Raw genomic sequence first — 20,109 nt, forward strand, 5'->3', positions numbered from 1 at the left:
GGAACAGGAACCCCCCGCCCGCGCTTTCCGGCGGACAGTTTCGCCGTGCATCCCGGGACGCCGCATGACCCGCCCCTCACTCCTTGCCCTCCTGCTGGTGGCCGGCCTGGCGACGCCCGGCCGTGCCGCGGAGGCGCCGGCCGCCGTCGATGCCCTCCAGCCGATGATCCAGTCGGACAGCCTCGTCTTCAACGGCGTCACCCGGTCCCGGGACGGCCGGGTGTTCTCGCCGTTCCAGCGCCAGACCAAGGACACGGGGATCGAGCTCGGCGAGTGGCGGGACGGCAAGGCCGTGGCCTATCCCGACGCGGGCTGGAACGCCTGGAAGGCCGGGGACGACCCGGCCAAGGCGTTCGTGGCGGTCAATGCCATCCGGATCGGGCCGGACGGCGACCTCTGGGTGGTCGACAAGGGCGCCTCCGGCATGGGCGAGGCGCCGCTCCCGGGCGGCCCCAAGCTCGTGCAGATCGACCTCGCCACGAACGCCGTGCGCAAGGTCTACCCCCTGCAGGCGGCGACCACCGACAAGAGCTTCATCGACGATTTCCGCTTCAACGGCCGCCACGTCTACCTGACCGATGCCGGGCAGCCCGGGCTGATCGTCCTCGACCTCGATACCGGATCCCTGCGGCGGGTGCTCGACGGGCATTGGTCGACGATCGCGCAGCGTCCGCTCACCGGCCAGGGCCGGGTGCTCCGGGACGACAAGGGCAAGCTGCTCTTCATCCACGCCGACCAGCTCGAGGTCTCGCCGGACGGCCAGACCTTCTACTATCAGGCCTGCACGGGCCCGCTCTACAGCATCCCGACCCGCGACCTCGACGACGCCACCCTGAGCGACGCCGAGCGCGCCAAGCACGTGCGGCTCCACGCCGCCACCGTGGCGACGGGGGGCACCGCGATCGACGCGGCCGGCACTATCTACGCGAGCGACACCGACGGCCTGCGCATCCTGAAGATCGCCCCGGACGGGTCGATGAGCACGCTCGTGCAGGACCCGCGGCTGGTCTGGGTCGACGCGCTCTGGATCGACGAGCAGGGCGGCCTGTGGATCCCGGCGGCGCAGATGAACCGGACCCCGGCGATGAACGGCGGCGAGGCCTCAGCGGTGAAGTTCCCGACGACGATCTACCGGATGCAGATCGACGCCAAGCCGCTGCGCAACTGAGCGCGGCCGCGGGGGCCGCGACGGAAGGATGGAAGGGTACGATCATGGCGGCATTCTACGTCTCCTGGCTGGCGCGGACCCTCCTGGTCGCCGCCCTCGTCGGGCCTGCAGCGCCGGTGCGGGCCGGTGACGGCCTCGTCGCTCAGGAGACCCGCCTCCACACGCCCCCGGATTCCCACGAGCCACAGCGGGCCCTGGTCGAGGTGCGGAACGCGGGATCGGACCCGGTGACGAACGCGAGTGTCCTCTGCACCTTCACGGGGGCGGGCGGGACGGTCCTCGCCACGCAGACGGCCGCCGTGCCGGCGATCGCCGGCGGCGCCGCCGGGCAGGCCGAGGCGATCTATTACGGCTGGCCCCGGGCGGGCGCCGCCGCCTGCCGCCTCGCCGGGCCGCGCTGAGGTGTGAGGTCGAACGGCTTGGCCTTGGCGATGTCCGCCCGGGGTGGGACGCAGGCCCTCTGTTTCCGACCCGTAACGGCCCTCGATGCAGACGCGCCCCATTCTCGAAAGCGGGCGAACAGGGCAGCCCCCCATAGGGATGGCTCCGATCGACCGTGACCAACCCCGCCGAGGCAGGAAATCCTGCTCGGCCGTCGGAGAGGCCGAGGTTACGTCTTGTCCGGCTCGGTCGTGGGAGCGGCAAGGGCGCCGATGCCGTTGCCCAGCTCCAGTCCCGTATGAGGTGGGACGCCGCTCGGCAATACGGGAGCGGCCGCGAGGTCCTCTTGCCCCTCGGCGAGGCCGGCTTCCACCTCCTGGATGAGGTCTGCGAACACGTACGGCTTGCTGAGCAGGCGTGTGCCCGGCGGCAGTTCGCGCTGAAGATCCGCCCCGGCGCCCGAGGTGACGATGATGCGAACACCGGGCCAACGGTGGTGAACGAGATGGGCGAGGGCAACGCCGTCGCCTACGATGCCCCGTCCCGTAATCAGCACGCGCACCGGGGTCGGTCCTTCGAGCACCGCCAGCGCCTCGGCGGCCGTGCGGACCTCGATGGTTTGAAAGCCGACATCCTCCAGCATATCAACCGTCACCATACGGACGAGCTGGTCAGCCTCCGCGATGAGGACAGCGAGAGGCCTGCGGTCAGCGATCACTGGGTTTGCTCCTGATCTCAGCCTTACGTTCGTCAGGGCGAGGCGCTGCAGAGCGCTCCGGCATGGCGAGGTAGCCGCTCCAGAGACATTGAAACCGCCGACCTTGCTACCGCACCGCGGGCAAAGCGCCTAATCGGGCTGCACCCGGAACCCCTCGTGCCCCCCTCCGGATCGCCGCGTGGCGGCGGCCAATATCCGATGTGCCAATGCCGCGCCAAGGTCCGGACCGGCGGAAAACCGCCCGTTCCGGTCATTCGCCGCGGCCCCACCCAGCGCCCGAAAGCGGACCCGCCGAGGGTCTGTTGCGGGCCGCACCCCGCCATGCACGCCAAGCCGGCCGGGTCCCGCCCGAGGCGCGCACCCGTTCCCGAGGCTGCGCTCCAAACCACACCGGCTCCGGACCAGATCGGCGGCCCCGGAAAGGTGCGGCCCGCTGTGGCGCCCCGGGCCGGTTTCCGGCAGAAGGCGCCGACGCATCCCCATCCCTCCCGGAGGCCGATTCCCGACCGTGACCGCCCCCTTCGCCACCCCCGACGAGCTCGGCCGCGCCCGGCGCGCGTGGGCCGATCCGCGCGCCCGCGCGCGGATCGGGACCTGAGCATGGGCGAGGCCGGGACCGAGGATCTCCTGCGGCGCGCCCGCGCGCTGGAGGAGGAGGCCGCCGCGCTCCGCGCCCGGGCCGGCATGGCCGCCCGGGGGGACGCACCGGGTGCGGCGGCGCGGGCGTGGCTGCATCGGGCGATCTTCGACGGGACCACCCGGCTCGCGGTCGTCGCCGCCGACCGCGACGGGCACGTCACCGCGTGGAACGCGGGGGCGGAGCGCCTCCTCGGCTGGACCGCGGCGGCGATGCGGGGTCGGCCGATCGCCGACCTGTTCACCCCCGAGGACCGGGCGGCGGGCCATCCGGAGACCGGGATGCGCATGGCCCTGGATCGGGGCCGTGCCGAGGACACGGGCTGGCGCCTGCGTGCCGACGGCGCGCGCCTCTGGGTCGCCAGCGAGACGATGCCCCTGCGGGACGATGCGGGCGACCCCGCCGGCTTCGTGCAGATTCTCCAGGACCGCACGGATCTGCGCGAGGCCGGGCAGGCCCTGCGCGCCAGCGAGGAGCGCTACCGGACGCTGTTCGAGGCCATCGACGACGGCTTCTGCGTCATCACCTTCCTCGACGGCCCGCACGGGCCGTTGAGCGACTACGTCCACGTCGAGGCCAATCCGGGCTACGAGCGCCATACCGGCATCGCCGGCATCGTCGGGCGGACGCTGCGCGGCCTCGTCCCGGCCGACGACGCGGAGGCCTGGCTCGATCTCTACGGCGGTGTGCTCCGCACCGGCGTCCCGATCCGCTTCGAGCGCTACTTCGCGCTCGTGGACCGCACCATCGAGGTCTCGGCGGTGCGCATCGAGCCGCCGAGCCGGCGCCAGGTCTCGGTGCTGTTCCGGGACATCACGGCGCGCCGGCAGGCGGAGGACGCCCTGCGCGCCAGCGAGGCCTTGGCCCGGACCAATGTCGAGCGCGTCCAGCTCGCCCTGGCGGCGGGCGCGATCATCGGCACGTGGCTGTGGGACCTGCCGAACGACCGCTTCACCGTGGACGAGGCCTTCGCGACGAGTTTCGGCCTCGACCCGGTCCTCGGGCGCGAGGGCCTGAGTCTGGCCCAGGTGGTGGAGACCGTCCACCCGGACGACAGGGCCGGCCTCGCCGCGGCGATCGAGGCCGCCATCGCCCGGGGCGGGGCCTACGCGCACCAGTACCGGGTCCGCCGCGCCGACGGGCGCTATTACTGGCTGGAGGCCAACGGCCGCGTCGACCACGGCCCGGACGGGACGCCGCTCAGCTTCCCGGGCGTCCTCCTCGACGTGGACGAGCGCCGGGCCGTCGAGGCGGAGCGGGACCGCGTCACCGCGGCCCTGCGCAGCCTCAACGAGACCCTGGAGCAGCGCGTCGCCGCGCGGACCGCCGAGCTGATGCGGGCCGAGGAGGCGCTCCGGCAATCGCAGAAGATGGAGGCCGTCGGGCAATTGACCGGCGGGCTCGCCCACGACTTCAACAACATGCTGGCCGGGGTCGTCGGCTCGCTGGAGCTGATGCAGACCCGGATGCTCCAGGGCCGGGTCGGCGACCTCGACCGCTACATCGGCGCGGCGCAGGGGGCGGCCCGGCGCGCCGCCGCCCTGACCCACCGGCTGCTGGCCTTCTCGCGCCGCCAGACCCTCGACCCGAAGCCGACCGACGTGAACCGCCTCGTCGAGGGCATGATGGAGCTCGTGCGCCGCACGGTCGGCCCCGCGGTGACGATCGAGGCGGTGGGCGCGGGCGGCCTGTGGCCGACGCTGGTCGATCCGAGCCAGCTCGAGAACGCCCTGCTCAACCTCTGCCTCAACGCCCGGGACGCCCTGCCGGAGGGCGGGCGGATCGTCATCGAGACCGCCAACCGCTGGCTCGACCACCGGGCCGGGCAGGAGCGCGAGCTGGAGCCCGGGCAGTACGTGACGCTCTGCGTCTCGGACAACGGCACCGGCATGACCGCGGACGTGGTCGCCAAGGCGTTCGACCCGTTCTTCACCACCAAGCCGATCGGCGAGGGCACCGGGCTCGGTCTGTCGATGATCTACGGCTTCGCCAAGCAGTCGGGCGGGCAGGTGCGGATCTACTCGGAGTTCGGCCAGGGGACGATGGTCTGCCTGTACCTGCCGCGCCATCTCGGCGAGACGGAGGGCGAGACCATCCTGCCCGACCTCGCCCACGCGCCGCGGGCCGAGCAGGGCGAGACAGTCCTCGTGGTGGACGACGAGCCGACCGTGCGGATGCTGGTCACCGAGGTGCTGGAGGATCTCGGCTACGCGGCGATCGAGGCGGCGGACGGCGCCTCGGGCCTGAAGGTGCTCCAGTCCGACGTGCGCATCGACATGCTGATCACCGATGTCGGCCTGCCCGGCGGCATGAACGGCCGCCAGATGGCCGACGCCGCGCGCGAGACCCGGCCGGACCTCAAGGTGCTGTTCATCACCGGCTACGCCGAGAACGCCGCCCTCAACCACGGCCATCTCGGCCCCGGCATGCAGGTGATGACCAAGCCCTTCGCCCTGGAGGCGCTCGCCACGCGGATCCGGGGGATCATCGCGGGCGAGGGCTGAGGCCGGGGACGGGGCCCTGCGGGCCGGCGCGGCCCCGGTCATTGCCACGGGGAACCGTGGCGCTCATGACGGCGGCGGCGCCCCGCCGCCCGGGGCGCGAACCGGATGGCGCCGCCATCCTCGGAATCACGGACCGGGGGGACGTCCGGCCCGGATGCGACGTGCCGAACCGATCGGAGGCGACGGAGGATCTGCCGTGCACACGCAGGACATCCCGACCGAACTCAGGCGCTATATCGAGGACGCGCACATCGCCCTGGCCCTGGCCGCGGCCGGCGGCGACACGCCGCTGCTGCTGGTGAACGAACCCTTCCGCCAGCTGACAGGCTACGCGGACGTGGACGTCGTCGGGCGCAACTGCCGCCTCCTGCAGCGCGACACCGAGAACCGCGAGGCCCGGGCCAGGATCCAGGCCTTCCTGCAGGACGAAAGGCTGGGCTCGGTGCGCACGCCGATCGTCAATGTCCGCAAGGACGGCCGGCCGTTCGTCAATCTGCTGTCCCTGTCCAAGCTGAAGGCGCTGTCGGGCGAGGTCCGCTTTCTTCTCGCCTCCCAATTCGACGTCAGCCGCTCGCAGCCCGAGCTGCTGTCCGCCTACGAGACCGCGCTGAGCCGGACCGTGTCCCGGCTGAACCCGACGCTGGCCGAGAGCGGCATCGTGATCGAGGGGTCCCTGACGACGATCGCCAACACGGTCGCCACCGTCGCGCAGGCCAAGCTCACCCTCGCGGATCTCGAGGCGCCCGGATGTCCGTGACGAGACCGGGGCCGGAGACCCGGAGGTCCTGGGCGGCGCGGGGCGTCACGGTTCCCGCGCAGGATCGCGCGCCCCGCCCGGGCGCTCGGCGGGGGGCTTGAGGAGCATCGCCACGACCGCGTCCGGCAGTGCGCCGGCCGGCCCGTCCTTCCGGGGCATGCCGGCCACGAAGGGCACGAGCTGCCGGCGGGCGACCTCCAGGACGCGGCGCAGCTCCGCCACGGGCTCCGCGTGCTCGTCGACGCGCAGGTCGAGGAGCGGATAATCCTCGCCGGCCACGATCCGGAGCGCCGCCGACTGCTTGCCGCGCCGGTCGCCGCCGGCGGAATCGCCGGCCTCCAGGGCGCGCATCAGCCGCTCGTCGAGATCGGCTGCGGTAGCGTCCGCGAAGGCCCGCGCCATGGCGTCGAGCACCCCCGGCCCGGCGAGCATGTTGCCCTGCACGGCATGATCGGCGCCGGTGCGGTGGCCGGCCGCCGCCGTGCAGCCGGCCCCGGTCCAGGCCGCGCCGGTGCCGTGCGCGTCGACCAGCCCGAGCTGGCGCAGGTCCGGCCGGTCGTCGGTGGCGAGGGCCGCCGCCAGGGCCGCATCGGGGACCTGGCCCAAGGCGAGCCGGTCGAGGATGCGGGCGGCGAGGTAGGGGTTCACCCAGGATTGCGTGGTGACGGCCCCGATCCCGGCCCTGAGATACGGGCACAGCCCGCCCACAGCCGGGACGGCGCTCGCCACCGCGACGCCGAGCTGCCCGGTCCGGGGACAGCGGGCGGCGATGGAGAAGGTGTTGAGTTCCATCGTGCCTCACACCGCCAGGTGGTCGATGACCCGGGCGCGCGCCTCCGGCGCCCCGGCCGGGCCGCTGTCGACGATCTCGCCGCGCTTGAGCACCGCGTAGCGGTCGGCCAGCCCCAGCGCGAAGGCGACGTGCTGCTCCACCACCAGCATGGACACGCCCGAATCCCGCTCGGCCTGGAGCACGCCGCGCAGGCGCTCGACCATCGAGGGCTGCACGCCCTCGGAGATCTCGTCGATCAGGAGGAGGCGCGGGCGCAGCATCAGGGCGCGCCCGAGGATCAGCATCTTCTGCTCGCCCCCCGAGAGGGTGCCGGCCCGCTGGGCGAGGCGGTCCTTCAGGAAGGGGAAATGGCCGAACAGCCGCTCCAGCGCCTCGGGCAGCATCCGGTCGGACGGCACCGCGAGGCGCAGGTTGTCGCGGATCGACAGGTCCTGGAACAGGGGCTGCTCCTGGGGGGCGTAGCCGACGCCGAGTGCCACCAGCTTGGCGGGCGTGAGCCCCGCGAGCGCTTGGCCGCCGATCGTGATCCCGCCGCCGCGCAGGGCGACCATCCCCAGGACGGTCTTGAGCAGCGTGGTCTTGCCCATGCCGTTCTTGCCGAGCAGGGCGACGATCTCCCCCGGACGCACCGCCAGCGAGACGTCCTTCACGATGGAGACGGCGCCGTAGCCGCTCGATACGTTCTCCAGGGCGAGGGCCGCCGTCGCCGGCTCGCTCCGCCGCGCAGCCTCAGCCATGGGCGCCTCCCGCATAGATGGTCCGGACCAGTTCGGAGCCGACGACGTCTTCCACCGTGCCGTCGAGGACGAGCCGGCCCTGGTGCAGCACCACGATGCGGGAGGAGATCTCGCGCACGAAGTCGAGGTCGTGCTCGACCAGCACGGCGGCGATCCGGCCCCCGGCGGTCAGCGCCTTGAGCACGGTCCCGATGGTGGTGCGCTCGGCCTTGGTCAGGCCGGCGGTGGGCTCGTCCAGCAGGATCAAGCGCGGCTCCAGCGCCACCACCATGGCGAGTTCGAGCGCCTGCTTCTGGCCGTGGGACAGGAGCCGCGTCGGCCGGGTCAGCAGGCGGTCGAGGCCGGTCATCCGCAGGACGTCGAGGGCCGGCTGCGGCAGGCCCAGCGTCTCGGCTTGCCCGACCGGGCTCAGGCCGTCATGCGGCGCCCGGGCGAGCCGGAGGCACTCGGCCACCGACAGGCTCTCGAACACGCTCGCCACCTGGAACTTGCGCCCGACCCCGAGGCCGACGATGCGGTTCGGCGTCAGGCCGGTGGTCGGGATGCCGCCGATCGCGATGGCGCCGGTGAAGGGTTCGGTGCCGTCGCTGAGGCAGCGCATCAGCGTGGTCTTGCCGGCGCCGTTGGGGCCGACGAGGCTGACGAGTTCGCCCGCGCGGATCTCCAGGTCGATGGCCTCCAGCACGGTGAGGCTGCCATAGGCCTTGGCGAGGCCCGCGACCTTGAGGATCGGGGGACCGGCCGCCGCCGCGCCGGTCTCGGCGGCCCGGGCGACGAGGCGCGGCGGCACGGGCTCCCGCCGGCCCAAGGGCAGCGCCCGCCACAGGCGGCCGACGAGGTCGGCGAGGCCGCCCGGCAGCAGGATGATGATGACCACGAAGGCCGTGCCCAGGAGGAGCTGCCAGAGGAACGGCAGATCCCCCGAGAGGTTCGCCGCGAGGTAGTCGATGGCGATGGTGCCCAGCACCGGGCCGAGCAGCGTGCCGCGCCCGCCGAGCGCCACCCAGATCACCAGCTCGGTCCCGAACAGGAAGCCGGCATTCTCCGGCGCGACCACCCCCGACGCGTTGGCGAACAGGAAGCCCGCGAGCCCGGCCACGGCGGCGAGCGCCGCGGTCAGCCGGATCTGCAGGCGGCGCGGGTTGAGGCCGAGATAGGCGCAGCGCGCCTCGTTGTCCCGGAGCGCCACGAGGGCGCGCCCGGCATCGGCCCGGACCAGGATCCAGGCCGCCAGGGTGACGGCGATCAGGACCAGGGCGGCGAGGCGGAAATAGCCCTCGATCTCCAGGGGCAGCACGTCGAAGCCGACGAGGCCGCTGCTGGAGCCGGTCCATTCGCCCCCCGAGTAGATGAGCTGCGTCACCACGATCGGGACGACCAGGGAGATCACCGAGGCGTAGAGCGGGGTGGAGCGGTGGTAGAAGGACAGCCACCCCACCGCGAGGCCGAGCAGGGCCGGGGCGGCGAGCGCCGCCGCGAGCGCCGCGGCGATCCCCAGCGGCGTCGCCCCGTAGGCGGCGAGGATCATCGCGGTGGCGTAGGCGCCGACGCCGAAGAAGGCAGCCTGCCCGAAGGTCAGGATCCCGGCGAAGCCCCAGAGCAGGTCCACCGTGACGGCCAGCACCGCGTAGATCATCGAGCGGGTCAGGACGTTGACCGCGAAGGTGTCGAGGACGCGCGGCGCGATCCAGAGCGCCAGGACCGCCAGGATCGCGGCCACGAAGGGCGCCGCGCGGGACAGGCGCCGGCGCGGGGCCGCGGCGTCGCGCCGGGCGACGGGGACGCTCTCAAGCACGGGAGAATCCTTTCGGGCTGATCCGCAGCACCAGGGCGGCGAGCACCGCGACGGCGATGCTGCCCAGGATCGGGCTCACGAAGGTGCTGATCAGGACCTGCGCGGCGCCGAAGACCAGGCAGGCCGCCGCCAGGGCGAGGTAGGAGGCGTCGGCGACCATCACCAGCATGAAGGCGCCGATCAGCCAGGAGACGCCCATGTTCGGATCGACGCTGGTGAGCGGCGTCAGCAGGACGCCGGCGAGCGCCGCGAAGCCGGCGCCGATCATGAACACCACGAGGCGCACCCGGCCGGTGTCGATGCCGAGGCTGCGGGCGAGCGTCTCGTTCATGATCACCGCCCGGGCCGAGAGCCCGAGCCGCGTCCGCTCGATGGTGAGCGCGAACAGGAGGCCGATGGCCAGCGCGATACCCAGCGCCACGAGGCGGTAGGCGGAATAGTCGACGCCGAGGATCGTCACGGTCCCCGCGAGCAGGTTCGGGGTGAGCTGCACGTCGCGGCCGAAGCCCAGGGTGATGAGCTGGCCGACCACGATGCCGAGGCCCCAGGTCGCCAGGATCGCGTCCAGGGGCCGCCGGTAGAGCGGCCGGATGATGATCTGCTCGGCGAAGCCGCCGAGGACGGCCCCGACCACGAAGGCCAGGGGCAGCGCCAGCCAGGGGTTGAGCCCGAGCCGGGCGGTCACCACCGCGCAATAGGCCCCGACCGTCAGCCACGCCCCGTGTGCGAAGTTGATGATCTTCAGGACGCCGAAGATCGCCAGCAGGCCGATCGCGACGATGAACAGGATCGCCGCGGTGGTCAGGATGTCGAGGGTGAGCAGCATCGGGGCTTCCGGGTGCGCGGGAATAGGAAGGCACGGCACGGGCCGCTGCGCCCCCTCCCCCGCAGAGGGGGGAGGGAGACGCGCGGTGCTCTTCGGCGAGGGCGATGCGCGGCTTCCTCAGCCCCCGCCCCTCACGGCAGCTTCGGGCACTGCGCGCCGGGATCGACATCCTTGAAGGTGCCGGCGACCTTCACCGTGCCATCGGCCTGGATCTGGCCGAGATACATGGTCAGCGGCGCGTGGTGCTGCTTGCTCATGGTGATCGTGCCCCGCGGCCCGGTGAAGCTCACCGTCGGCAGCGCCTCCAGCACCTTGGCGGTCTCGGTCCCGCCGGCCTTCTCGACGGCGGCCTTGTAGAGGTAGATCGCCTCGTATTCCGGCACCGAGAGGTCGTTGGGCGTGCGCAATTCGGCGCCGAACTTCTTCTTCATGGCGGCCAGGAAGGCCTTGTTCTCCGGGCTGTCGATCCCGGTGACGTAGGAGGCCGAGAGGTAGACCCCCTCCGCGTCGGCGCCCATGCTCTTGGCGGTGCCCTCGTCCAGGGCGAGGTTGGCGAAGGGCAGCGCCACGCCCGCCCCGCGCAGCTGCTTGGTCAGCGTCACGTTCGGCGCGCCCCCGGCCGTGGAGGTGATCAGCGCGTCGGGCTTGGCCTCCTTCAGCTTGGAGACGATCGCGGTCCAGTCGCTGCCGTCCATCGGCAGGTATTCCTCGCCGAGGACCTTGCCGCCGGTCTTCTCGACGTAGCTCCGGGTGAAGCCCAGCATGCCGCGGCCGAAGGCGTAGTCGCTGCCGATCAGGAAATAGGTCTTGGCGCCCTTCGCCTTGAAGGCGTCGACCACCGGCGGCACCTGCTGCTCCGGCACCCAGGCATCGACGAACAGGTTCCTGTTGCAGGAATGCCCCTCGTAGAACGAGGTGTAGAGGAACGGCACCTTCCCCTTGGTGACGGCGGGCAGGCCGGCATTGCGGGCCGCGCTCGTCTCCATGGAGATCAGGACGTCGACCTTCTTCTGGTAGATCAGCCCGTCAAAAGCCTTCTGGGCGCCGGCGGCCCCGGAGGCGTCGTCGGCCACCTCCAGGGCGAGCTTGCGGCCGAGCACGCCGCCCTTGGCGTTGATCTCCTCGACCGCGAGTTCGGCCGACTGCACCACCGAGGGCGCCACGACGCTGTTGGCCCCCGAGAGGCCGACGGGCACGCCGATGACGATCGGCTTGCCGTCGGCGGCCCGCGCGGCCGGGGCGGCGAGGACGAGCGCGGCGGCGCCGAGGAGGGACCATTTCACCATGAACGAACTCCTTGGGAGGGTAAGGGATCGCGGCTCAGCCGTAGATGTCGGTGCGGCGGTCGCGCAGGAGGGAATTGAACGCGTTCAGGTTCTTGCGGCCGGCCGCGTCGAGGTCGACGAGGGCCGAGAGCGTTTCGGTCCGGTCGCGGCTCGCCGGACCGGCCAGCGGCCAGCCCTTGGGCCCGATGATCAGGCTCTGGCCCTCGAAGGGCTGGCCGCGCTCGATCCCGACCCGGTCGGCGCAGGCGATGAAGATCCCGTTCGAATGGGCGGCGGCCCGGTGCAGGGTGTTGGCCATGGCGGCCTCGCCCGCGGGCTGGTCGGGCATCGGCACCCAGTTGGTGGGGATGCAGACGATCTCCGCGCCGCCCAGCGCCAGCTGCCGGAAGGTCTCGGGGAACCAGCCGTCGTAGCAGATCGCGACGCCGACCTTGCCGAGCGCGGTGGCGAAGACCGGGAAGCCGAGGTCGCCCTTGGCGAAGAACACGTTCTCCCGGTCCCAGAGATGCGCCTTGCGATAGGTGCCGATATAGCCCTCCGGCCCGACGACCACGGCGGCGTTGTACAGGACGTCGCCCGCGGCCTCGGCGATCCCGGCGACGATGTGCACGTCGAGTTCGACGGCGAGCGCCGCCCAGGCCCGGGTGGTCGGGCCGTCCGGCACCGGCTCGGCGAGGGAGCGCGCCTCGGCCTCGGATTCGAACACGTAGCCGGTGCTGGCGAGTTCCGGCAGGACGATCAGCCGGCTGCCCCCGGCGGCGGCGGCGCGGACGAGATCCGACGCGCCGGCGATATTGGCCGCGACCGCGCCGATCCGCGGCTCGAACTGGATGCAGGACACCCGTATCGGCGGGCGCGCGGGACCGTTCGCTTGGATCATGAAAGCTCCAAAACGCAAAAAGCCCCTGGACGCGGACGGATCATCCGCGAACCAGAGGCTCCAAAGCCGAGATGTGGTGCAGCAATCCTGCTGCGGGGCACCCTTGCCCGCTCGAACGATACGCCCCGAGACACGGACCGCAAGACTATAATTGCGTCACGCTGCTGCGATCAGGTCTTGTCCGCCAACGCGATGCGCAGACCGAGACCGCTCATCGCCTCGTGGGCCGTCACCACGCCCTCGGCGACGCTCGCCATCGGCACCCGGGACGCGGTCGCCCGGTCGCGGAGCATCCGGTAGGCGGCGTCCTCGTCGATCCGGTTGAGCTCCACGAGGAGCCGGACCGCCTTCTCGACGGTGCGGCGGCCCTTCATGGTCTCCTCGAGCCGGTTGATCTTGCTGGTGAGCCGCCCCTCGTAGCCGCGCCGGTAGCGGGCGAGGGCGAACTGGGTGAGCACGCCCCGCGGGTGGAGCGGCTTGTTCAGCACCCCGTGGGCGTTGACGTCGGCGATGGCCTTCAGGGAGGTCGGGCTCTCGTAGGCCACGATGGCGATGACGGCGGGCTCGATCGCCTCGATCGACGGCAGCAGGTGCATCACCTGGGCGTCGTCGAGCTGGATGAACAGGGTGTCGATGTCGCCCGGCAGGGCGGCGGGGGGCGGCCAGGCCAGCGAGACCGCGCAGCCCAGGCGCCGGAGCTGCTCCAGGAGCGCGGCGCCCTCCTCGTCCCGGGGATGGATCACGAGGGCGCGGGCCCGCCTCAGGTCGTCCAGGATCTTGCGGGCGGAGGCGGTCACGCGGCGACACCCTCCTCCAGCCCGTTCGTCTCGAACCGGGACCACGCCAGGTAGGGATCGGGCCGCACCGGCCGGCGCGCCCGCCAGACCACGTCGAACTGCCCGTCGGCGCGGGCGACGCCGATGCCGGGGGTCAGCCAGAGGTGCCGGGTCTCGCCGTCGAAGGCGAGTTCGCCCTCCGGCGCCGCGAGGCGCTGGCGCAGGGCCGCGGCGCCGAGGCGCTCGGCGTCGAGGGTGCCGGCCTCCGCGAGCGCCCGGGCGAAGAGGTGGACCTGCGCGTAGGCGGTCTCCGACCACATGCTGGTCGGCCGCCCGGGCCCGAACCGGGCCTGGAAGGCGGCCACGAAGCGCCGGTTCTCCTCGCCCGCCAGGGCGGCGAAGTACGAAGCCGCCAGGACATGGCCGGTGCAGAGCTCGGGGCCGATCACCCGGATCTGGCCCTCCGCCAGGGTCAGGCTGGCGATCGGGCAGCGGGCGCGGTCGAGGCCGGACCCGGCATAGGCCCGGTAGAGCCGCTCGGCGCCGCGCCCGACCACGGTGGAGAACACCGCGTCCGGCCCGGCGTGGCGGATCTCGGCGATCATCGCCGCGTGGGCCGCATCGTCCCCGTCGAGGGGCGCGTAGCGCTCGCCCACGATCGTCCCGCCCTTGGCCTCGATCAGGTCGCGCATCACGCGGTTCGACTCGCGCGGGTAGATGTAGTCCGACCCGATCAGGAAGATCCGCGGGCCGTGCGCCTGCAGGAGATAGTCGGCCAGGGCGAAGACGTTCTGGTTGAGGGTCGCGCCGGTATAGATGATGTTCTCCGAGTATTCGAAGCCCTCGTAGATCGACGGGTACCAGAGCAGGCCGTTGTGCCGCTCCACGGTGGAGAGCACCGACTTGCGGCTCGCCGAGAGCGAGCAGCCGAACACCACCTCGACCCCGTCCTCGCCGAGCATGCGCCGGGCCAGCACGCGGTAGGCCGCGTTGTCGCCGGCCGGGTCGTAGCAGACCGGTTCGATCGGGCGCCCGAGCACGCCGCCGGCCGTGTTGATCTCCTCGATCGCCAGGGCGGTGCCGAGGAAGTGCTCGGTCTCGGTGACGCCGCTGACCCCGCTGCGGGAGAACAGGACGCCGACCCGCCACGCCGCCTCATCCCTGCCCGCCATGGTTCCTCCCGATCGGCGCCGGTCGCGCGGCCGACCCGTCCTACCCGACGAACCCCGCGGGGTGAAAGCCGACCGGTGCGCCGCCGGACGGGGGGCACCGCCGCCGATCCGGACGGCGCTCTCCGACCGGCCGGGCGATCCCGTTCACGCGGCCCCCTCCCCCGGGCCGCCCCGGCGCACCGGCCGGCTGACGAACCGGGAGCCGGCGAGCAGGAACCGCCAGGGGGTGCCGGCCCCGCGGGTGATCCCGATCCGCCGGTCGCTCACCACCGCGACCGGCCGGGTGCGGGGCTCGAACCGGAACGGCGGTCGCCCGAGGGGCGCCCCGTCGAGCAGGCCGGTGACGCCGAGCGCCTGGCAGAGGCGGCCGGGCCCGGCGCAGAGGAGCCGCGCCTCGCGCTCGCCCTTGCTCTTGACCTCGCCATTGCCCTTGTTCTCGCCATTGCCCTGGCCCCGGCGCTGCGCCATGGCGGCCAGACCCTCCGTCGGCTCGATGGCCCGGAGCAGCACCGCGCTGCCGGGCGCGCAGACGAGGTTCAGGCACCAGTGCAGCCCGTAGGAGCGATACACGTAGGCGTGTGCGGGCGGACCGAACATGCTGGCGTTGCGCCGGGTGGGACCGTTGTAGCTGTGGGAGGCCGGGTCGGTCCGGTCGTAGGCCTCCGTCTCGACGATGCGGCCCCCCGCCCCGTCGACGAAGAGGTGCGCGCCGATCAGGTCCGCCGCCACCGCGGCGGCCGGTCGGGCGAAGTCGAAATCCAGCATCGGGTCCCCGGGTCCGGCAGGCGCCATCCGGCACGGGCAACGCACAGCCGGCCCTTGGGGTTGGCCCGATCCGACCGATCCCGTCACCCGCGACGGGCCGCGACCGCGCGCAGTGCCCGCGGACATCGACGCCGTGTTCCACCGGCGAAGCGAAATAAATCGGACGCGGTGGAAGTCTTGCTGGTACGAAGGTCGGCGAATTGCGGGCCCGCGGCCGATCCCATCGGACCTCCCAGCATGACGCGCACAGCCTCGGTCGCGACGCTGCGATCCGCCGACGGGCACGCCGAGGGGCGGCCGGCCGCGGCCGCCGCGCGGGCGTGGCGGCCCCTGACCCTGCGCCGCCTCCGGCTGGCGAGCGGTCTGGTGCTGTTCGGCTACGTGCTGAGCCACCTCGCCAACCACGCGCTCGGCAACGTCTCCCTCGCCGCCATGGAGGACGGCCTCGACCTCGTCACGGCCCTGTGGCTCAACCCCCTGGGCCTGACGCTCCTGTACGGCGCGCTGCTCGCCCATCTGCTCCTCGGGCTCCAGGCCCTCTACGCCGCCCGCTTCTTCCGCTGGCGGGCCTCCGAGATCCTGCAGCTGGTCTCCGGCCTGCTCATCCCGCCGCTGCTCGTCAGCCACATCGCCGGGACCCGGATCGCCTTCGTCACCGAACATCTCGACAAGGGCTACGCGCAGGAACTCTACACCTTCTGGGTGGCCTCCCCGCCGCTCGGCCTGATGCAGGCGGCCGTGCTGATCGTCGCCTGGATCCACGGCTGCGCGGGCCTGCATTTCTGGCTCCGGCTGAAGCCCGGCTTCGGGCGCGCGGCGCCGGTGCTGCTGGCCCTCGCGGTCCTGGTGCCGGTCCTGGCGCTGCTGGGCTTCGTGCAGGGCGGCCGGGCGATCCTCGCCCTGGCGCAGGATCCGGCCTGGCGGGCGACGGCGCTCCAGCCCATCCATGTCGGGCGGCCCGACCAAGTGGCGCGGCTCGCCGGCATCCGGGACGGGATGCTCCTGACCTATGCGGGGTTGGTGGCGGCGGTCGTCGCGGCGCGGGGGCTGCGGAGCCTGGCGGAGGTCACCCGCGGGACGGTCCGGCTCAGCTACCCCGACGGGCGGGTGGTCCGGGTGCCCCGGGGCACCAGCGTCCTGGAGGCCAGCCGCCGCAACCGGATCCCGCATGCCAGCGTCTGCGGCGGCCGCGGCCGGTGCTCGACCTGCCGGATCCGGGTGACGGACGGCAGCGACGGCGCGCCGGACCCCGGCCGGGCCGAGCGGGCCGTCCTGGAGCGGATCGCCGCCGGGCCGGGGGTGCGCCTCGCCTGCCAGTTCCGGCCCGAGACCGACCTCGCCGTGGTGCCGCTGCTGCCGCCGCAGCCGCGGGTGCGTCAGGCGGATCTGCTCGACCGGGCGGAATCCGGCGAGGAGCGCTTCATCGTGGCGATGTTCGTCGACCTGCGCGGCTCGACGCGGCTCGCCGAGGAGCGGCTGCCCTACGACACCGTGTTCATCATCAACCGCTTCCTCGGCGCGGTCGGGGACGCCGTGCGGGAGGCGGGCGGCTCGACCAACCAGTTCCTGGGCGACGGGCTGCTCGCCCTGTTCGGCCTGGAGACGGAGCCCGAACAGGCCGCCCGGGACGCCCTGCGGGCGATCGACCGCATCGCCGAATCCGTCGCCACCCTGAACCGGCTGCTGGCGGCCGACCTGGAACACACCCTGCGGTACGGGATCGGCGTGCATGCCGGCCCGGCGATCGTCGGGGAGATGGGGGACGCCACCGATGCCCGCTTCACGGCGCTCGGCGACACCGTCAACGTCGCCTCGCGCCTGCAGGGGCTGACCAAGGGCCTCGGCTGCGTGGCGGTCGTGTCGGAGGCGGTGTACCGCGCGGCCAGCCTCGCCCCCGAGACGATCCGCGACGTCGCGGTGGACGGCCGCTCCGAGGCCGTGCGGGTCAACGTGCTCGGGCGCCGGTAAGGCCTCGCGGGGTGCCGACCGCCGCGGGGGCCGACCGCCGCGGGGGCCGAGCGAAACGGCTCCGGCGGTGCGTCCGGAGGGCACAGCCGAACGGCGTTTCGGCCGGCCCGCCACGCCCTCCGGCCCGGGCCGCAACGCTTCCGCAACAGGGAATCGTGTGATAGCAGATCTTGCATCACAGCCAATGTTTAACTGGCTAAAAGCGAAATCACATCTTCCAATTTCCATCACAAATGAAAAACATATCTCGATTAATCGATCAAAAATAAAATCGACGCCGGAATACGGCAAGTGCAGCGACGATTGATCACTATCGAGGGGCGGAAAATGTTTGCAAAGCCTCGGGACACGTCGGAACTGCTCGCGCTGCTCCAGGTCCATTCCGGGGTCGGGCTGTGGGACGCGATCCTGCACGACGGTGATCCCGCGCATCCCAAGAGCCGCTGGACGTGGAGCGCCGAATTCCGCCGGCTGGTCGGCTACAAATCGGAGGCGGAGTATCCGAACACGATGGAGTCCTGGTCGAGCCGCCTGCATCCCGACGATGCCGGCCCGACCTTCGCGGCCTTCGGTGCCGCGCTCAAGAACGTCACGAACCGGGGCGCGTACGACGTCAAGTACCGGCTGCGGATGCCCGACGGCACGTATCGCTGGTTCCGCGCGACGGGCGGCGTCGCGTTCGATCGGGCCGGTATCGCGCAGCGGGCCTGCGGCTCCCTCGTCGACATCCATGCCGAGGTCGAGGCACTTCACTCCAGCACGCTGCGCTCGCGGCAGCTCGAGGCGCTGATCGCCGAGTTCGATGCGAACGCGTCGTCGGTGGTCGCCGCCCTGTCGGCGGCGGCGGCGGAGATGGAGGCCGTCGCGCGTCGGATGACGGGCTTCGCCGAGCAGGACACGCAGCGCACCGGCGAGGTCGCGAAGGCGGCCACGCAGACGTCGGACAACGTCGGCATCGTCGCATCGGCGGCCGAGCAGCTCGGGTCGTCCGTCTCGGAGATCGGCCAGCAGGTCGACGGCTCCGCGCGGCTCGCCCGCACCGCGGTGACGGAGGCCGAGCAGGCGACGGGCCTGATCACGGACCTCGATGCGGCCGCCTCGAAGATCGGGACCGTCATCGCGGTGATCTCGTCGATCGCCAGCCAGACGAACCTGCTGGCGCTCAATGCCACGATCGAGGCGGCGCGGGCCGGCGAGGCCGGCCGGGGCTTCTCGGTCGTCGCCGCGGGAGTGAAGGAGTTGGCGGGCCAGACCACCAAGGCCACGGAGGAGATCACCACGCAGATCAGCCAGATGCAGGCGGCCACGCAGCGCGTGGTGGCGGCGATCGGCGGCGTCGCCGGCCGCATCCGGGAGATCGACACGACCACGACCTCGATCGCCGCCGCCGTGGAGCAGCAGCAGGCCGCCACGCAGGAGATCGTCCGCACGATCGGACAGGCCGCGTCGAGCACCGGGGACGTCACGCACAATATCGGGCAGATCGCGTCGAACGCGGGCGCGCGCGGTTCGGCCGCCGACGGGGTCCTGAACGCGGCGCTGCAGCTGTCGACCCATGCCGAGCGTCTCGGCACCGCCGTCCACGACTTCCTCGGGCGGATTCGGGCCGCCTGAAGTCGATCGGGACCGGCGCCGGATCGCGCCGATCAGGGCCGTCGCGCGGGCGCCACCCGGAGGCGCGGCGCCAGGGCCAGCATGAGCGGCACCGCGGCCAGAGCCGTCGCGGCCGCCGCGACCGCCGCCCAGTGCGGCCCGGCCGCGTCGCCGAGCCGCCCGTAGAGCAGCGGCGCCGCCAGCGCGCTGCCGCCGAGGGTCCAGGTGTAGAACACCGCGAAGGCCCGCTCGACGCGGCCCCCCGGGGCCAGTTCCGGCACGGTCCCGTAGAGCACCGACGAGGTGCCGTTCAGCATCACGCCCAGGACCGGGAGCAGGAGCAGCACGGGGGCGAGCGGCAGCGCGATCACCGCCAGGATCGTCAGGGCGGTCCCGGTCTCGGTGAGGATCACGGTGCGGGTCACGCCCAGGCGCGCCCCGACGCGTCCGCAGATCGCCTTGCCGAGGGCACCGCCGACGAAGACCAGGGCGAGCGCGAGGCCCACCGTGGTCAGCGCCGCGCCCTTCTCCTGCATCAGGAACGGCAGGTAGATCAGGAAGGCCGGGCGCGCGGCGTTGTCGAGCATGCCGATGGCGACCAGCAGCCTGAAGCCGCCGCCGCCGGCCGCCCCGGAATCGGCGGGCGCGGCCGTCCGGACGGCTGTGCCGGGCGCGGGACCGCGTGAGGCCGGATCACGCGGCAGCAGGCGCGCGACAGCCAGCGCCACCACCACCCCCGCGGCGGCGACCGCCCAGAGCGCGTGGCGCCAGCCCGACTGGGTCAGCAGGATCCCGACCAGGGGCGGAACCGCCGCCTTCCCGAGATCGCCGGTGAAATTGTAGGTGCCCAGCGGCCCCCGCGCCCCGGGGCCGTAGGCCCGGGCGATCACCGCCGAGGCCAGGGGGTGCTGGGTGCTGCTGCCGGCACCGCCGAGCAGCAATCCGGCGCCGAGGCCGACCAGGCCGCCCGAGGCACCCGCGACGGCGTAGCCCCCGGCGCTGAGCAGGGTGCCGAGCGCCAGGACGGTGCGGGCCCCGAGGGACTGGGCGAGGCGGCTCGCCGGCATCTGCAGCGCCGCCAGCGCGCCGTTGTAGAGGGAGCGCAGCAGCGCGAGGGCGGCGTAGTCGAGGCCGAACTCCGCCTGCCAGACCGGCAGCAGCACGTAGATGAGATCCGTGTAGCCGTCGTGCAGGGCATGGTTGAGCCCCGTGACCGCGAGGGTTTGGCGGGCCTCCTGCGGGCGGGCGTGATCGGGGGACGCGGTCCGGTCCGACGCGAAGGACATCCTGTCACCATCCGTGCTGGCGTCACAGGATGGCCGCCTGGTTCGAGCCTGACAAACGACTTATGCT

At 72.6% G+C, this 20,109-nt stretch carries 17 protein-coding genes; 6 read left to right on the top strand and 11 right to left on the bottom strand.

The genetic code is table 11. The features are described 5' to 3' along the window. Positions 1–64 precede the first annotated feature (64 nt). On the top strand, positions 65–1,168 hold the full coding sequence (locus tag AC3IF3_RS09555) for an SMP-30/gluconolactonase/LRE family protein (protein ID WP_489228484.1): 1,104 nt from the start codon (positions 65–67) through the stop codon (positions 1,166–1,168). A 44-nt stretch (positions 1,169–1,212) separates the two neighbouring features. Then, entirely contained in the window at positions 1,213–1,569 is a 357-nt protein-coding gene (locus AC3IF3_RS09560; RefSeq protein WP_489228486.1) for a hypothetical protein, read from the top strand. 209 nt (positions 1,570–1,778) lie between these two features. Here AC3IF3_RS09560 and AC3IF3_RS09565 read toward each other — a convergent pair whose 3' ends face one another. Then, positions 1,779–2,267 (bottom strand): response regulator, encoded by a 489-nt coding sequence (locus AC3IF3_RS09565; RefSeq protein ID WP_243970137.1) that lies wholly within the window; start codon positions 2,265–2,267, stop codon positions 1,779–1,781. A gap of 600 nt (positions 2,268–2,867) precedes the next feature. Between AC3IF3_RS09565 and AC3IF3_RS09570 the strand changes: the two genes are divergently transcribed. After that, positions 2,868–5,408, top strand: coding sequence for a PAS domain S-box protein (locus AC3IF3_RS09570; protein WP_489228488.1), 2,541 nt, complete (start codon positions 2,868–2,870; stop codon positions 5,406–5,408). Positions 5,409–5,604: 196 nt separating this feature from the next. Continuing rightward, the gene (locus AC3IF3_RS09575) at positions 5,605–6,165 is read left to right on the top strand and encodes a PAS domain-containing protein (protein WP_489228490.1); all 561 of its coding nucleotides are present in this window, start codon (positions 5,605–5,607) and stop codon (positions 6,163–6,165) included. A gap of 45 nt (positions 6,166–6,210) precedes the next feature. Here AC3IF3_RS09575 and AC3IF3_RS09580 read toward each other — a convergent pair whose 3' ends face one another. The 9 genes from AC3IF3_RS09580 to AC3IF3_RS09620 form a co-directional block, all read right to left on the bottom strand. Continuing rightward, positions 6,211–6,957 (bottom strand): DUF1028 domain-containing protein, encoded by a 747-nt coding sequence (locus tag AC3IF3_RS09580; protein ID WP_489228492.1) that lies wholly within the window; start codon positions 6,955–6,957, stop codon positions 6,211–6,213. Between the two features lie 6 nt (positions 6,958–6,963). After that, positions 6,964–7,695, bottom strand: coding sequence for an ABC transporter ATP-binding protein (locus AC3IF3_RS09585; RefSeq protein WP_243970131.1), 732 nt, complete (start codon positions 7,693–7,695; stop codon positions 6,964–6,966). After that, complete coding sequence (locus tag AC3IF3_RS09590) at positions 7,688–9,490, bottom strand: branched-chain amino acid ABC transporter ATP-binding protein/permease (RefSeq protein WP_489228494.1); 1,803 nt, start codon at positions 9,488–9,490, stop codon at positions 7,688–7,690. Before AC3IF3_RS09590 ends, AC3IF3_RS09585 begins: the two co-directional genes overlap by 8 nt. After that, a complete protein-coding gene (locus AC3IF3_RS09595; protein ID WP_489228496.1) occupies positions 9,483–10,316 on the bottom strand; it encodes a branched-chain amino acid ABC transporter permease in 834 nt (277 codons plus the stop codon). Before AC3IF3_RS09595 ends, AC3IF3_RS09590 begins: the two co-directional genes overlap by 8 nt. A gap of 131 nt (positions 10,317–10,447) precedes the next feature. After that, positions 10,448–11,602, bottom strand: a complete 1,155-nt coding sequence (locus tag AC3IF3_RS09600; protein WP_489215459.1) for a substrate-binding protein — start codon at positions 11,600–11,602, stop codon at positions 10,448–10,450. Between the two features lie 34 nt (positions 11,603–11,636). Then, entirely contained in the window at positions 11,637–12,482 is an 846-nt protein-coding gene (locus tag AC3IF3_RS09605; protein WP_489228498.1) for a nitrilase family protein, read from the bottom strand. 170 nt (positions 12,483–12,652) lie between these two features. After that, positions 12,653–13,279, bottom strand: coding sequence for an ANTAR domain-containing response regulator (locus AC3IF3_RS09610; protein WP_243970121.1), 627 nt, complete (start codon positions 13,277–13,279; stop codon positions 12,653–12,655). Further along, positions 13,276–14,430, bottom strand: coding sequence for a transporter substrate-binding domain-containing protein (locus AC3IF3_RS09615; protein ID WP_243970119.1), 1,155 nt, complete (start codon positions 14,428–14,430; stop codon positions 13,276–13,278). The genes AC3IF3_RS09610 and AC3IF3_RS09615 overlap by 4 nt, the downstream gene beginning before the upstream one ends. Before the next feature lie 144 nt (positions 14,431–14,574). Then, entirely contained in the window at positions 14,575–15,195 is a 621-nt protein-coding gene (locus tag AC3IF3_RS09620; RefSeq protein WP_489228500.1) for a DNA-3-methyladenine glycosylase, read from the bottom strand. Between the two features lie 237 nt (positions 15,196–15,432). Between AC3IF3_RS09620 and AC3IF3_RS09625 the strand changes: the two genes are divergently transcribed. Further along, on the top strand, positions 15,433–17,163 hold the full coding sequence (locus AC3IF3_RS09625) for an adenylate/guanylate cyclase domain-containing protein (protein WP_489228502.1): 1,731 nt from the start codon (positions 15,433–15,435) through the stop codon (positions 17,161–17,163). A gap of 327 nt (positions 17,164–17,490) precedes the next feature. Further along, a complete protein-coding gene (locus AC3IF3_RS09630) occupies positions 17,491–18,777 on the top strand; it encodes a methyl-accepting chemotaxis protein (protein ID WP_489228504.1) in 1,287 nt (428 codons plus the stop codon). Between the two features lie 32 nt (positions 18,778–18,809). Here the strand turns inward: AC3IF3_RS09630 and AC3IF3_RS09635 are convergent, their stop codons facing one another. Further along, positions 18,810–20,042 (bottom strand): MFS transporter, encoded by a 1,233-nt coding sequence (locus tag AC3IF3_RS09635; protein WP_489228506.1) that lies wholly within the window; start codon positions 20,040–20,042, stop codon positions 18,810–18,812. Positions 20,043–20,109: the final 67 nt, after the last annotated feature.

It is taken from the genome of Methylobacterium sp. J-118 (assembly GCF_057836565.1).

What these genes read in the sequence shown, in the direction of transcription:
- AC3IF3_RS09555 (WP_489228484.1), top strand. Translation starts at nt 65, where the DNA reads ATGACCCGCCCCTCACTCCTTGCCCTCCTGCTGGTGGCCGGCCTGGCG.
- AC3IF3_RS09560 (WP_489228486.1), top strand. Translation starts at nt 1,213, where the DNA reads ATGGCGGCATTCTACGTCTCCTGGCTGGCGCGGACCCTCCTGGTCGCC.
- AC3IF3_RS09570 (WP_489228488.1), top strand. Translation starts at nt 2,868, where the DNA reads ATGGGCGAGGCCGGGACCGAGGATCTCCTGCGGCGCGCCCGCGCGCTG.
- AC3IF3_RS09580 (WP_489228492.1), bottom strand. Translation starts at nt 6,957, where the DNA reads ATGGAACTCAACACCTTCTCCATCGCCGCCCGCTGTCCCCGGACCGGG.
- AC3IF3_RS09585 (WP_243970131.1), bottom strand. Translation starts at nt 7,695, where the DNA reads ATGGCTGAGGCTGCGCGGCGGAGCGAGCCGGCGACGGCGGCCCTCGCC.
- AC3IF3_RS09595 (WP_489228496.1), bottom strand. Translation starts at nt 10,316, where the DNA reads ATGCTGCTCACCCTCGACATCCTGACCACCGCGGCGATCCTGTTCATC.
- AC3IF3_RS09600 (WP_489215459.1), bottom strand. Translation starts at nt 11,602, where the DNA reads ATGGTGAAATGGTCCCTCCTCGGCGCCGCCGCGCTCGTCCTCGCCGCC.
- AC3IF3_RS09605 (WP_489228498.1), bottom strand. Translation starts at nt 12,482, where the DNA reads ATGATCCAAGCGAACGGTCCCGCGCGCCCGCCGATACGGGTGTCCTGC.
- AC3IF3_RS09615 (WP_243970119.1), bottom strand. Translation starts at nt 14,430, where the DNA reads ATGGCGGGCAGGGATGAGGCGGCGTGGCGGGTCGGCGTCCTGTTCTCC.
- AC3IF3_RS09620 (WP_489228500.1), bottom strand. Translation starts at nt 15,195, where the DNA reads ATGCTGGATTTCGACTTCGCCCGACCGGCCGCCGCGGTGGCGGCGGAC.
- AC3IF3_RS09625 (WP_489228502.1), top strand. Translation starts at nt 15,433, where the DNA reads ATGACGCGCACAGCCTCGGTCGCGACGCTGCGATCCGCCGACGGGCAC.
- AC3IF3_RS09630 (WP_489228504.1), top strand. Translation starts at nt 17,491, where the DNA reads ATGTTTGCAAAGCCTCGGGACACGTCGGAACTGCTCGCGCTGCTCCAG.
- AC3IF3_RS09635 (WP_489228506.1), bottom strand. Translation starts at nt 20,042, where the DNA reads ATGTCCTTCGCGTCGGACCGGACCGCGTCCCCCGATCACGCCCGCCCG.